General features: G+C 59.6%; 7 protein-coding genes. 2 read left to right on the top strand and 5 right to left on the bottom strand.

What is annotated here, in order from left to right; genetic code table 11:
• Nucleotides 1-135 precede the first annotated feature (135 nt).
• The gene (locus TBK1r_RS26155; protein WP_145217648.1) at nucleotides 136-582 is read right to left on the bottom strand and encodes a universal stress protein; all 447 of its coding nucleotides are present in this window, start codon (nucleotides 580-582) and stop codon (nucleotides 136-138) included.
• Nucleotides 583-699: 117 nt separating this feature from the next.
• Nucleotides 700-1,464 carry an AraC family transcriptional regulator gene (locus TBK1r_RS26150; RefSeq protein WP_145217645.1) on the bottom strand — a complete coding sequence of 255 codons (765 nt, stop codon included), beginning with the start codon at nucleotides 1,462-1,464 and terminating at the stop codon, nucleotides 700-702.
• 143 nt (nucleotides 1,465-1,607) lie between these two features.
• Between TBK1r_RS26150 and TBK1r_RS26145 the strand changes: the two genes are divergently transcribed.
• Together TBK1r_RS26145 and TBK1r_RS26140 are read left to right on the top strand one after the other, a co-directional pair.
• Nucleotides 1,608-4,784 carry a PSD1 and planctomycete cytochrome C domain-containing protein gene (locus tag TBK1r_RS26145; protein WP_419580406.1) on the top strand — a complete coding sequence of 1,059 codons (3,177 nt, stop codon included), beginning with the start codon at nucleotides 1,608-1,610 and terminating at the stop codon, nucleotides 4,782-4,784.
• 3 nt (nucleotides 4,785-4,787) lie between these two features.
• On the top strand, nucleotides 4,788-6,191 hold the full coding sequence (locus TBK1r_RS26140; RefSeq protein WP_145217643.1) for a DUF1501 domain-containing protein: 1,404 nt from the start codon (nucleotides 4,788-4,790) through the stop codon (nucleotides 6,189-6,191).
• A 152-nt stretch (nucleotides 6,192-6,343) separates the two neighbouring features.
• Here TBK1r_RS26140 and TBK1r_RS26135 read toward each other — a convergent pair whose 3' ends face one another.
• The 3 genes from TBK1r_RS26135 to TBK1r_RS26125 form a co-directional block, all read right to left on the bottom strand.
• On the bottom strand, nucleotides 6,344-7,123 hold the full coding sequence (locus TBK1r_RS26135) for an SH3 domain-containing protein (RefSeq protein ID WP_145217640.1): 780 nt from the start codon (nucleotides 7,121-7,123) through the stop codon (nucleotides 6,344-6,346).
• 467 nt (nucleotides 7,124-7,590) lie between these two features.
• Nucleotides 7,591-9,606 carry a BatD family protein gene (locus tag TBK1r_RS26130; protein WP_145217637.1) on the bottom strand — a complete coding sequence of 672 codons (2,016 nt, stop codon included), beginning with the start codon at nucleotides 9,604-9,606 and terminating at the stop codon, nucleotides 7,591-7,593.
• Nucleotides 9,606-13,526 (bottom strand): VWA domain-containing protein, encoded by a 3,921-nt coding sequence (locus TBK1r_RS26125; RefSeq protein ID WP_145217634.1) that lies wholly within the window; start codon nucleotides 13,524-13,526, stop codon nucleotides 9,606-9,608. Before TBK1r_RS26125 ends, TBK1r_RS26130 begins: the two co-directional genes overlap by 1 nt.
• Nucleotide 13,527 lies beyond the last annotated feature (1 nt).

Genomic DNA, 13,527 nt, shown 5'->3' with positions numbered 1-13,527 from the left:
TCGCTTCGCTCGACCCTCCTGCTAGGGCATTGGTATCTACACCGCGTTTCCTGGGGCGGCGCAACCCTCGCAAATGCTCGGTTTGCTTGCCCCAGGCTATGGATATGCATGCCCTTTGGGCAAAAAGCGACTACGTCACTCGCAGTGATTCGTCACCGTCATGACGGGGCAGACTGCGTGACGGATCGTGTGTCCGGAAACGCTGCCCAGGATGGCGCTGGAGAGACTGGAGCGGGCGGAGTTTCCCATCACGATCAATTCAATTTCGTGCTCTTTGGCGTACGTTTCGATTTCGTGATAGGCCGTTCCGAAGCGAATGCTGGTCGTCGTCCGGAAACGCGCGCGATCCTCGGGGCTCATCACATTCAGGAACTGTTCTTCGATTTCATGAGCTTGCCGGTCACGAAACTTTTGATCGGTCGATTGGTGAATCAACGTGGGATCATCGATGACGTTCAAGAGGTGGATGTGGGCATTGCTCGCTGCGGCGATCCGCATGGCATAGTGCAATGCTCGCCTGGAACACTCGCTGAAGTCAACGGGGACCAGAATCTCCGAGATCGGTGTCAAATCATTCACCATCGCAACGTCTCAGCAAATACAGGGATTGAAAAGCGAGGTGTTGGCCGATTGAGCCGACGACGCTCGCATTTCTAAAGGGTACCAACTGCCGCAGTGTTTCGGAATCCGATCGCAACATCACTCGTTACTGGATTTCACGAACTGGCGGCGGTAGGCGGCGGGCGTGATGCCGGTGACTTCGCGAAACCGTTTGGTCAAGTGACTTTGGTCGGTGTATCCGACGGCTACTGCAATTTCCGCAAGCGTTCTGGAGGAGGTCGTCAGAAGATCACGTGCCGCCTGAACGCGGATGCTGCGTAAGTATTGCATCGGGGTCATCCGCAGTAATTGCCGAAAGCGTCGATTGAAGTGCGTCGAGGAAAGCCCTGTCAAACTCGCCATCTCCGCCATCGAGATCGGTTCGTTGTAGTGCAATTCGATGTGCCGTGCCGCGGGCAATAATTCTTGAAGGTGCCGCGTGAGCTCTTGTTGATGCTCAATGCGGTACATCGCGCCGGCGATGCCGATGACCTCATCACAGGCATTGTACAGGGGGGTTTTGGTCGACACATACCATCGCGGGGTCTGACGGCGATGGAGCACCAGCCAGACCTGTCCGGGCAGGGGCTGGCGACTCGACATCACACGTCGATCCTCCTCGATGTAGGCTTTGGCCAACAACGGTGGATGGAGATCATGGTCGGTTTTGCCGATCGCCTCGGACTCATCGGCAAGCCCATGGTTGTCCAGGAATTGTTGGTTAACCTTTACAAAACGGCTGTCGACGTCTTTGGCGTAAAAGTACGTCTGTGGCAGCGCGTCAAACAATGCAATTAACGATTCCGCGAGAGGTTGTTTTCGGAAAAACCGCTGTTGGACTAGGTGGGACAGTGGTTCGGCCATGGTCAAAATGTACCAAACTCATCGAGATCCGTCCAAGAAGTTCTTGGCCGGAGCGGGTAGACTTTTTGCTGAACACGCAGGCCGGTGGCGGACGCCTCCCGGTTGCGGAGTACCGAATTCGCAAGCTGGAAGCTTACGCCACGATGATGAATCCCCTGACACGAGTGCTGTTGACGTTGATGATTGCCCTGCCCGTTGTGGCGGCCGGCGAAGAACGCGTCGATTTTAATCGCGACATCCGACCGATCCTGAGCGAGAACTGTTTGCTCTGTCATGGCCCCGACGAATCGAGTCGTGAAGCCGATCTGCGACTGGATTCCTACGACGGTGCGACCGACAGCGGTGTGATCGTCCCCGGCGAGTCCGATGAGTCTGAATTCGTGCGTCGCATCCTGAGTGATTCGCCGGACGAAATCATGCCGCCGCCTGACTCCGACAAACAACTCTCGCCCGCTGACATCGACCTGCTCCGACGCTGGATCGATCAGGGGGCCGAGTACCAGCAACACTGGGCGTGGCGGTCTCTTGAACGCCCCGAAGTCTCCGCTTCTGCAGACGGCACGGGGCTGTCAAAGCAAGGGCGGGCAGCCGCTGCGATCGACGCACTGTTGGAATCCGGTTGGGCCGAACACGGCGCAGCGCCGGTTTCTATCGCCACTCCGCGTGAACGATTGCGCCGGCTCAGTTTTGACTTGCGCGGATTGCCGCCGACGGCCGAGGAAGTGGCGACGTTTGAGCAAGATCCCAGCGAGCAACACTTTGTTGAGTTTCGCGATCGCTGGATGTCACAGCTTGCCTACGCCGAACACCAAGCCGTCCGTTGGCTGGATCTGGTGCGCTGGGCCGACACCAGCGGGTTTGTCAGCGACGAACCGATCGCGTCGGGCGCCTACCGGGCGTGGGTCATCAAAGCGTTTGATCAAAACATGCCATTCGATCAGTTTTCGATCGAGCAGTTGGCCGGCGATCTACTTCCCGATCCCAGCGACGACCAACTGATCGCGTCGGGATACAACCGCATCGTCAACACCAATTGCGAAGCCGGTGCGATTGAGACCGAACAACTGTACAAGCTCAAGGGAGAACATGTCCGAGCCTTGGGCACGGTTTGGATGGCGATGACGACCGGCTGCGCAGAATGCCACGACCACAAGTTCGATCCGTTCTCTGCCAAAGACTACTACAGCTTGGCCGCGTTTTTTGATGACTTGGTCGAAGCCGGCGTGTACACGCCCGGCGATCGCCGCGAACCCCTGCACTATGTCCACGATGACGCTGAAGCGGCACGCCGAGATCGCCAGCTCGCGAAAAAAATCGACGAGTTGAAGCAGGCCATCGCTGCCAAACCGATCGACGAGATCTCGGAATGGGAAACCGCCATCCTCAGCAAACTGAAAGATTCTCAATCGCGATCGGATTTCGTCTGGATTCCCGCCCAGCTACCGGCAGCCCGCGTTTTGGAAGGAGAGTTTCTCGCCGCGAACCTGGATGGTCGATTCGCTCGCCAGACCCACAGCGAGCCCAAGCGACTTCACCGGCATCACGCCGCGGAATTGATGACCGGTTACGTCAATCCTGGTGGGCAAAAAACAGAAGAGGCGAAAGACGCCTGGTACGTCGACGTTTGGATTGATGAAGAGGATCTCCCGGACATGATCGGGTTTCAAGTCTCCAATGGTGACTACGGCCGGCTGGGGTGGAACACCGCCAACTACGAAACCTACTACTGGGGCGATGACACGTCAGGCCAACTGGCCGAGCGACACACCTGGAGTGATCCCGAGCGTGTTTTGCGGCTCGGTGACCTTCCGCAGCAGTCGGGTTGGGTACGTTTGCGCGTCCCCTTTAGCAAACAGATTCCACCGGTCGGCGGCAAGACCTTCGAACGCTGCGGCATGGCTTGGTTGCACAGCGGCGGCCGGGTGGGCTGGGGTGACAGCGGGTTGGAACTGCGTACGGACAAGGCGACCGCACTCGCGCTGGGCGAAACCGCCATCCGCCGCTGGTGGGAACAACCCATGAACCGACAGGTCTATCAGAGCCGGGCTGAATTCGTCGCTTCGGCGCTCAAGGCCGACGCGAGCAAGCGGAATGAACTGCAGCGAGAACTGGTCATCGATGCGTTTCGTGAGCAAACTCAACACGAGCAGATGACCAAGTTGCGACGCTTGGAATCGGAACTCTTTTTGATGCGTGCTCGAGCGATGCCGGTCCTCGTGTCACGGCAGGCACGTCAGCGCAAGACGACGCGGCTGCTCAACCGCGGTGATTATCAAGACGAATCTGGTCCGATCGTCTCGCCGGCGTTTCCAGAATTTCTCAACGCAGTACAGGTTGCCGAACGTTCCCAACCGTTGACGCGTCTGGATCTGGCACGCTGGCTCTTCTCAGACGCTCACCCGCTGGTCGCACGCGTGTCTGTCAACCGGCTCTGGCACCAATTCTTTGGCCGGGGATTGAGCGAGACGCTGGAAGATTCCGGCACCCAAGGCGATTGGCCGTCCAACCTGGCTCTGCTCGACTGGCTGGCGTGTGAGTTTCGCGACAGCGGTTGGGACCGCGACCACATGGTGCGATTGTTGACATCGACCCGGGCCTACCAACTAAGGTCCACTCCATCGAAAGATCTGCGAGAGCGTGACCCGGGCAATCGTTGGCATGCCAGGCAAAGTCGTTTTCGGTTGAACGCCGAAAGTATCCGCGATTCGGCATTGCACGCCGCGGGGCTATTGCGTGACACGGAGCAAATTCCTACCGAGAGTTTCTTTCCGTATCAACCGGATCCCTATTGGTCACGTTCGGACAAGGTCATGTATGGAAGTCGTCACATGGTTTGGGAAACCAGTCCCGACGCGGCGCAGTACGATCGCAGCCTTTACACATTCTGGAAGCGTCAGAACATCCATCCGACGATGTTGGCGTTCGATGCGCCGACGCGTCAAGAGTGCACGGCGAAGCGGAACATCACCAACACGCCGGGGCAGGCACTGTCGTTGTTGAATGATCCGATTTTTGTCGAAGCGGCACGCGTGCTGGCGATGCGGATCTGCGACGCCTCGGATCGCAGTGATCGAGAACGGATCGAATCGGCGTTCTTGTTGTCGCTGCAACGCCGGCCTTCGGCGGATGAGATCGATGTGTTGGAAAAGCTGTTGACCAGTCAACGAGCCCACTATCAGACCGCCGTCGATGATGCACAGAGGCTGGTTGCGATCGGTCAAGCCTCGCCTCCTTCGCTCGCCGACGCACCCGAAATCGCGGCTTGGACCGCGGTCGCGCGTGCGATCTTGAACCTCCACGAATTCCTGAGCCGGTCCTGAACCATGAATCATTCTGCCATTTTGGATGTGACACGCCGCCATTTCTTTGGGCGGTCCGCCGGCGGTATCGCCGCGATGGCGCTCGGGTCGATGCTCGGCGAGTCAACGTCCGCCGCATCCTCGTCGCAGCTTTCGTTTCCGAATCATCCGCCCAAAGCCAAGCGAGTGATTTACCTGTACATGTCTGGGGGGCCGAGTCAGTTCGAAACGTTTGACGACAAACCCATGCTCCGCGAACTCAACGGGAAAGCGATTCCAAAGTCGTTGACCGATGGCGTGAAGCTGGCCTTTCTTCAATACGAGGCGCTCAAATGTTTCGGGACAGACGTCGGATTCAAGCCGTGTGGCAGATCCGGCCAAAAAATCTCCAACCTGTTGCCGCATCTTCAGACGGTCGCCGACGATCTTTGCGTGGTTCGCACCTTGCAAACCGATCAGGTCAATCATGACCCCGCGCACACCTTCATGAACACGGGGTTCAGTATCGCGGGACGACCGAGCATGGGTTCCTGGTTGTCCTACGGTTTGGGCGCCGAGACAGACGATTTACCAAGCTTTGTGGTCATGCGAAGTGGTCCCTTGGGCCAACCCATTCCGACCACGGCGTGGCACAACGGGTTCTTGCCGGGCAAACATCAAGGCGTGGAATTCTACGGCAGTGAGCAACCGCTGAACTATCTCAAATCTCCCAGTGGCATCAACGCGACCAGTCAAGCCGAAACGATCCGATCGATCGAATCGCTGAATCGACTCTACCATGATCAGGTCGATGATCCCGAGATCTTGACCCGGATCAATCAGTATGAACTGGCCTTTCAAATGCAGACCAGTGTACCGGAATTGGCCGAGTTCGCTTCAGAGTCGGTGACCACGCGAAAGCTCTACGGCGTCGATGAAAAACCCGATGGCAGCTTTGGCTCCAATTGTTTGATGGCACGCCGGATGGCCGAGCGGGGCGTCCGCTTCATCCAGCTTTATCATACCGGATGGGATCATCACAGCGGTGTCGTCAAAGGTATCACGGCGCGAACGAAGGAGGTCGATCAAGGATGTGCGGCCTTGCTGAAAGATCTAAAACAACGTGGCATGTTGGAAGACACACTTGTGATTTGGGGCGGCGAATTCGGTCGCACGCCGATGTCTCAGGGAGGGAGCGGACGCGATCATCACACCAAAAGCGGTCCGTTATGGATGGCCGGCGGCGGCGTCAAACCGGGATGCAGCTACGGTGTGACCGATGATTTCGGATTCACCGCAACGGAAGATCCTTTCCATGTCCACGATTTTCACGCGACGGTGTTGCACCTGCTGGGGATCAACCACAAACGGCTGACGTTTCGCTACAAAGGGTTTCACTTTCGGCTGACCAATGTGCACGGCAACGTGGTCGAAAAGGTGCTGGCGTGATCGATTAAGACACGTCGCATCGGTTGGGCTCAGGCGGAGACGTTGAATTGCCGTCCGTGGGCTGGCGGGCTGTCGGTCAATACCGCTCAATCGACAGGCCGCCAAAAGTTTCGTTCGGGACGGGGCGGTGCCGAACGCCTTGGCCGCGTCCGCTACGGTTCCACGATTTCGATGGCCGATGCCGGCAGCCAGGCTTCGCGGCCATCGGACAATTGCACTCGCACCCACTCGTCGCGGTCCTCCACCACGGTGACTTCCACGCCGCCGGGCAAGGGTTCGCGAAACGTTGCCGGCGAATGGATCGAATCGGCCGACCGCGCGGTGACTTCGGGAAGAATCACCACCGCGATCCTCTCGGTCGCATCACTTCGATGCATCCAGGATCGTGCGAGCACGCCGATCCAGACGATCAGAAGCACGACGGCCAAATTGCGTGCCACGGTCTTGTCCGTTCGCAAATAAAACGCCGCCAGTGCCATCGCCAGCAAAAACATGATCGCGGCGATTCCGTTCCACTGGCCGGCCCGAATCGTTTGCATCCAATCAAAGAAGGATCCAAATGAAATCGCATCTCCTTCCGGAACGGGAACCCAATCGGGCAGCAACGTGCGGGCGAATTCGAGGTTCTGGCGCGCACGCCGATGATTGGGTGCGATCGCCAAGGCACGCCGATAGGCCAGGATTGCGGCACCAAGATGTTCCGCTCCCAAGGCCGCGTTTCCCTGGTTGAAATACAGGTCGGCACTCGGCAGCTGATTCGGCGTTCGAGACCGTTGGTCAGCAATCACTTGCGTGAACAGGGTTTCGGCGCGGGAAAAGGATTCCAAACGTCGATCGCGCTGCACCTCGTCCAGGGCCGACCGGTACGCCTGGATCGCCCGCTGCAAGGTGTCCCCGGCCGCGGACGCAGTGTCAAAGCCACGTACGTTCATTCCAATCGGAGTGCTTATTGTGAGCGGTAGGGCGCGAGCCCTCCGGTCTGCCAGGATGTTGTCGAGCCGGAAGCGGACGGCTCGCGCCGTTCCGCTAGCACTTATTGTTAGCGGTAGGGCGCGAGCCCTCCGGTCTGGCAGGATGTTATCGAGCCGGTACCGGACGGCTCTCGCCGTTCCGCTAGCACTTATTGTTAGCGGTAGGGCGCGAGCCCTCCGGTCTGCCAGGATGTTGTCGAGCCGGAACCGGACGGCTCGCGCCGTTCCGCTACCACTTATTGTTAGCGGTAGGGAGCGAGCCCTCCGGTCTGCCAGGATGTTGTCGAGTCGGTACCGGACGGCTTGCGCCGTTCCGCTAGCACCATCAGTGCCAAAGTAAGTCGCACCGGGCGCAGTGTCTCCAGCCACAGACGTTGCCACGCCGCAAAGGACTTGGATCAAGACGAACAGAAGAGCGATCGGCCGCATCATGCAGTGGAGTGGCTTGGTTTCAGGGAGTCGATGGCTGCCAAGGCGCGACCCAACAGGTCCGGCGAAATCCTTGCATCGGCGTCGTCACCGGGCTTGTAAGCGATCGCTTCGCACTCGGCAATGATCGGTTGGATGGCTGAACGGTCCGTCTCGGGAATTTCGAGATGGGCCACGCGGAGTGCTTCGGCGATCTGTTTGGCGGCTTGCTTTTCCGGTAACCGTTCGGCCGCGGCAATGCGTCCCCGTTGTGTCCGCACGACAGCCGACGCTTGCCGAATCGCAGGGTCGACTTGACGCCGCTTTCGATCGACCAGGGCGACGATCAGGCACAGCGATCCCAAAGCGTATCCGGCAACTTGCAATGACGGACGGGCCAGCAGGCTGGTGGATCCCGTCAGCAAACGCTGCGGATCACGTTCGATCGCCAAGTCGGCACCGCTGAGCGAAAAACTGCGCGGACCGCTCGAGCGAGCTGATTGGGCGGTTGGATCGTTGGCTACGGTGTCGTTCGGTGAGGGAGCGGATTGACTGCTGACGACCGCGTCCGCTCCGACGACTTGTGCCGGCATCACACGCAGCGCGATCGGCTCGGATCGAGTGGTTTGGTAACGTTCTTTTTCGGCGTCAAACCATGAATAAGCGATCGACGGAATTTCGTTGATGCTCTCATCGAGTACGCGGACCGAGACGACAAACTGCTTGCCGTCTTGATCGTCCTGCAGAACGCCGGTCACGTCGCCTTCGGGCAATCGGAAGTGCCCGGGATCCAAACCACCATCGGCGGACAGCGGTGGCAGCGTCGCACCTTCGATATTCCCATCCCCACGCAGATGCAGCGTCAAACGAATCGGGTCGCCGACTCGAACAACAGTGCGATCGGCGGAGACATCGAGAGAAAACCCGTTCCCGACGGCCCCCGAAAAGCTTTCCGGACGGCCTTGGCTGGGAAACGGTTTGACTTCGAACGTCAACGGTTCGCCTTCGGCGCGAAATAACTCGACTTTCGCCGGACGACGGCGACCGCCGAAGGCTTCTTCCAGCAGCGAACCGCCGATCCCGAAATCACCGAACGGGGATCGCCGACGCTGGTCCCACTGCGTGACCCACTGGATCGTCGCGGTGATCGGCGCGATCTCGTACGTACCCGGCCGGTTCGGGATCAATGTCCGCTGTGCCGAAACGACGGTGAATTCCGTGCCGTCGACGGTTTTGCGTTCCGCCGTGGCTGCCAATGCGATCGTGCCCTCCTCGGTCTCGATCGGCAATCGTGATCCGCCCCGCTCAGGCGTGCGGTCGGGGGCGAATCGGAATTCGTCCAACATCGTCCCATCGATTCGGAGCTGATTGACGTTGTCGGTGTCGCCAGCGAACCACCACTGAATCGTGACGGGAACGCGTTGATCGGGATAAGCGGATTCGGGCAGTTGCAATTGGATCCGCATGTCGTCCGTCGTCGGGACTTCGGCGAAAGACATCGTGATCGCGTCCACGCGCTTTTCGGTATTGCCTTGGGTGATCACGAACGGGCCAATTTCGTAGTCTCCCGGTTGGTTGGCCGTGACGCGAAATTGGATGGTGTGGGTGACTTGTTGAATTCGTCGAATCTGGGTGCCCGACTGAAACATGCGTTGAACGATTCGCGGACTGATCCCGGCCAATCGAACCCGTACGTCCGGCGAGGAGGACTCGGCGACGCATTGCGGTTGCGGATCTGCTTCCAGTCCATCGACGGTCAACTGAACGATCACGCTGACGCCGACATAGTGTGGTGGCTCTTCGGTCGCCACCTGGACGTTCACGTCTTGCGCAGCGGCAGATGTCGCCCACCACAGCAGGACCATTGTCGAGGTGAGCAAGCTGCGGAGCAGGACTGACTGCGCCGCTGCTAGCGTGAGACGGCGGGGGCTCCACGCTTTGGCGCACGTCGCGATGGCGATAGCGGGCCGCGCCGGAGTGGACATCGCGACGAAGTTTGCTTTCGGTTCGTTGTTGACTTGCAAGTTCATGGGCATCACCAATCCTTTTCCACCGGTATCTGTCCGGCGCGCTGACGCTGGTCCCGCTCACGCCGTCGTTGCGCTTCACGGTCTCGGACGGCTTGCAAAACGCGTGACGGATCCATTTGCGCGTCTTGTTCTTCGTTCTGCTCTTGGGGTTGGTTCTGGTCGGACTGCTGTTGCTGTTGGTCTTGTTGTTGCTGCTGTTGGTTCTGCTGCTGATTCGATTGGTCTTGCTGCGGCGGTTGCAGTTCTCGCAGCGCTTCGATCAACTTTTCGAGCGCCAGGTCCTGCGGCGGTCGCGCTTGGTCGATTTGTGGATCCTCACGGCTGAGTTGTTCCGATGCCTTGTCCATCTGTTGGGTGGATTCCCTGACCAGCCCGGCTGCTTTCTTTGCTTTTTCGGCGTTCTGCTGGATCATTTCTTGTTGCTGGGGATCGACGGGAGCCGCTTGTCCGCCGGGGTCGGCCGGCGGATCTGTCGATGCATCGGCCAGCTGTTCTAACGCGGATGCGATCTGCCCGGCAATCTCGGACAGATCATTTTGTCGTGACGCCAACTCGGCTGCATCGGCGCGTTGGCGTTCGGAGTCTGATTCTGATTGCAGAGCAGCCATTTGCTCGGTTTCGTCGTTGATCCCGGCCTGACGCTGCGCGGTTTCTCGCAGGTGTTCGACGATCGAAAAGAACAGGCGACGAAGATCCTGCAGCGTCTCGATGGCTGCTTCGGCATGGGTTTGGGAGAGTGCGTAGGGTTGCGGCGTTTCAGAAGGCGGGGCCTGGGGCGGACCGGAGGGCTTGCGCCCTTCCGCTACCAGGGGAGGATCTGTGGAAGGCGGGGCCTGGGGCGGACCGGAGGGCTTGCGCCCTTCCGCTACCAGGGGAGGATCTGTGGAAGGCGGGGCCTGTGGGGGACCGGAGGGCTTGCGCCCTTCCGCTACCAGGGGCGGATCTGTGGAAGGCGGGGCCTGTGGGGGACCGGAGGGCTTGCGCCCTTCCGCTACTAGGGGAGGCTCTGTGGAAGGCGGGGCCTGTGGGGGACCGGAGGGCTTGCGCCCTTCCGCTACTAGGGGAGGCTCTGTGGGCTTGCCAGCGTTCTCGTCTGGTAAATTCGCGACGACGGCGTTCATCTGTTCGCTCGCGCGTTCGGCCAGTTGCATGGCAAGGGTGAGTCGTTGCATCTCCTGAGACGGTTCATCGCTTGCTGGATCGGCCGATTCTTGTTCGGCGGATTCGTCTTGCGAGGCTTGAGCTTTGGCGGTCTCGGCGACAATCTCGTCTCGCAACCGTTGCATGCGTCGCAGGTTTTCCGCCTGACGCTCGCTGATGAAATCGACGAGCTGTTTCACGGCGTCGGCGGGCAGTGCCTCGGCGGACGGTGATTCGGAAGCTGCTGATTCGGAAGCCGGTGATTCAGCCGTCTCCGGTTGACCGATCAGTTCCGCCAACGCAGCACCGATTTCCTGTTCACCGGCGTAGGCCAATTCGATCAGGGTTTTCAAGTCCGCAAACTGTTCCCGTGCCCGTTGCAATTCTTTGAGCGCATTGACCTGCTGTTCGCTTGCGGCGGCGTAATCGGGGAAGGCAAGTTTCTCGTCCGCGGTCTTCAACGCATCGGTGGCCGCGTTCAGGTGCGGCATTGCCCGGCTGAGTTTCTCAAAAAACGCTTGTTGCTCGGCGTCGATGTCGGCTGCTGCATCGTCTTGGGAGGTGCTGTCCAGGCCGGCCGCAAGCCGGTTGGTCAGCTCTTCGGTGCGGCCGGTCAGATCGGCTTGGGAGTCGGCTAAGAACTCCTGATCGATCCATCGGGGGATCACAGGTGAATCGTCTTGTCCGCCGATCCCTCGGCTTTCCATCGCCTTGAGTGCGGTGTGCTGTGCCGTCTCGGTGATGTCTCTCGAAAGAGCGTCCAAGATTTCCAACGGCTGGCGCAGTTGATCGCGGGCGCGTTTCAATTGGTTCAATGCCGTCGCGGCGCGGCGAAACCCGCGTGATGCCTGACGGCGACGAAGTTGGCTGCGAGATTGACCGATCCGTTGGCTGCCCTGGTTCAGGTAGCTCAATAAACTGGCCAGTTGTGCGATACGGATGTTTTCTTCCGGTGTTCGTTCGGATTCTGCTTTGGATTCCAATGTTTCCAATTCGCCGGCAGCCTGTTCGACCAAACCCTGCAGGTCCGACAGTGCGACGCGTTGATCGATGGCCAATCGTTGGAACGATGTTCGGTGCTGATCAGCGATGTTTGGATCGTCGCTCTCGGCAATCTGTTGGACGAGCGCGCGGAGATTGCTGATGGTCTGGCGTTGAGCGGCGATCAAGGCGTCCAATTGGGCCGTCAGGTCTTGATCGTCCTGTTTCATCAGTTGATCGCGGAGTTGCGTGATTCGCAGTAGAACGACTTCCAGATTGTGACGTGCGTCGTCGGCGTCGCTGCGCAATCGGATCGCGTCTCGGAACCACCCCGCGGCTCGTTGCAGATGTTGGAGCGCCTGTTCGGGTTCTTCTTCGATGATTGCATCGGCGCGGTTGATTTCGACCCAGCCCAGGTTGTACGTCGCCCGAAACCGAACTTCACCGTCGCTGCCGGCGTCTCGACGGGCTTGGCTGAGCAAACGTTCGGCTTCATCCAAATCGCCACTCAGCCGATCGAGTCCTCGGTTGTAGCTTTCCCGAGCGTCCATCGGTTCGTCGGCGTCGACGATCGCGACTGCGTCGGTCGCCTCGTTGTCTAACGCGTTGTCCGCTGGAGCGATCGCCGGTGCGGATTGATCGGTTGCGGTTTGGTCGGCGATCGCGGTACCGGGAGACAGCGTCGCTGTGATCAGCAGCACCAACGCGACTTTCGCGGCCGCATCGTTCGGCGTTGCTTGCTGCGGTACTTCCCGCTTTCCATCCGGCAGTCCGTCTGGCTGTACGATCGCATCGGCAGCACGGCGGTGGCCCAGGACGACGGCGGCGACCAGCAGGATCAGCCCGGCCAGGATCAGCCACTGGAACGCATCGCGCCGGATCGCGCGACCTTCGGTGGACAATTCTCCGCGGACCAGCGGCTGGATGTGGGCGTCGTAGATCGATTTCAGATCCAGGGTTCCCGTTCCCGCGGGGATATAAACGCCTTCGGTCGCCAAGGCGAGTTCGCGAAGTGTTTCTCCGTCCAAACGCGTGACGACGGGACGGTTGTCCGCATCGAGCACCTGCTGTTGCACGCCCGTTCGTGGATCGGTGATGCGAATCTCGCTGCCCGCTTCATCGCCCAGGCCGACGGCGACGATTTTGATTCCGCGTTCGATCGCGTCCTTGGCCACATCCAACGGGTGCGAATCGTGGTCTTCGCCATCGGTGATCAGAAACACGACGCGCGAGACATCGCTTTCGGAACGGAATCCGTCCAAGGCTTTGCGGAGAGGTTCTTCCAATCGGGTGCCGCCGCGTCCGACGCTGTTGGGACCGGCGCCGTCGAGCACCAATTTGAAGAAGCCGTAGTCTGGTGTCAGTGGGCACAGCACACTCGCCCGTCCGGCAAACCCGATCAATCCGACTTGATCCCCATCCAAGAACGTCAGCAAGTCGGTGATGTCGGCTTTGGCGCGTTCCAGTCGGTTCGGCGCGACGTCTTCGGCCAGCATCGACTTGCTGACGTCCAGGCAAAACATGATCTGCGCACCGACGCGTGGCGCTTTGACGTAGGTCAATCCGTATTGCGGTCGCATCAGTGCCAGGACAAAACAAACCGATGCGAGTCCCAACAGCAATGTCGTCATCGAGCGACGCATCAACGACGAACGTGAGACCAGTCGCGGTTGCATGACAGGCGACAGGAATCTCGCCAGCGCATCACCACGTCGCTGCTCCAGGTAGAGCAGCGTGATGAAGGTTGCCAAGACGACCCACAGGGCCGCCGACCAACCTGGCGTTGCGAATCGAAAATCCGACATC

Source organism: Stieleria magnilauensis, assembly GCA_007753675.1.
In the GTDB taxonomy this organism is placed as follows: domain Bacteria; phylum Planctomycetota; class Planctomycetia; order Pirellulales; family Pirellulaceae; genus Stieleria; species Stieleria magnilauensis.
The sequence above is the reverse complement of the archived record's forward strand: the minus strand, read 5'-3'. Positions and strand labels throughout refer to the sequence as shown.

Excerpts from the sequence above, each read along its gene's own strand:
- TBK1r_RS26155 (WP_145217648.1), bottom strand. The coding sequence starts at position 582 with ATGGTGAATGATTTGACACCGATCTCGGAGATTCTGGTCCCCGTTGAC.
- TBK1r_RS26150 (WP_145217645.1), bottom strand. The coding sequence starts at position 1,464 with ATGGCCGAACCACTGTCCCACCTAGTCCAACAGCGGTTTTTCCGAAAA.
- TBK1r_RS26145 (WP_419580406.1), top strand. The coding sequence starts at position 1,608 with ATGATGAATCCCCTGACACGAGTGCTGTTGACGTTGATGATTGCCCTG.
- TBK1r_RS26140 (WP_145217643.1), top strand. The coding sequence starts at position 4,788 with ATGAATCATTCTGCCATTTTGGATGTGACACGCCGCCATTTCTTTGGG.
- TBK1r_RS26135 (WP_145217640.1), bottom strand. The coding sequence starts at position 7,123 with ATGAACGTACGTGGCTTTGACACTGCGTCCGCGGCCGGGGACACCTTG.
- TBK1r_RS26130 (WP_145217637.1), bottom strand. The coding sequence starts at position 9,606 with ATGCCCATGAACTTGCAAGTCAACAACGAACCGAAAGCAAACTTCGTC.
- TBK1r_RS26125 (WP_145217634.1), bottom strand. The coding sequence starts at position 13,526 with ATGTCGGATTTTCGATTCGCAACGCCAGGTTGGTCGGCGGCCCTGTGG.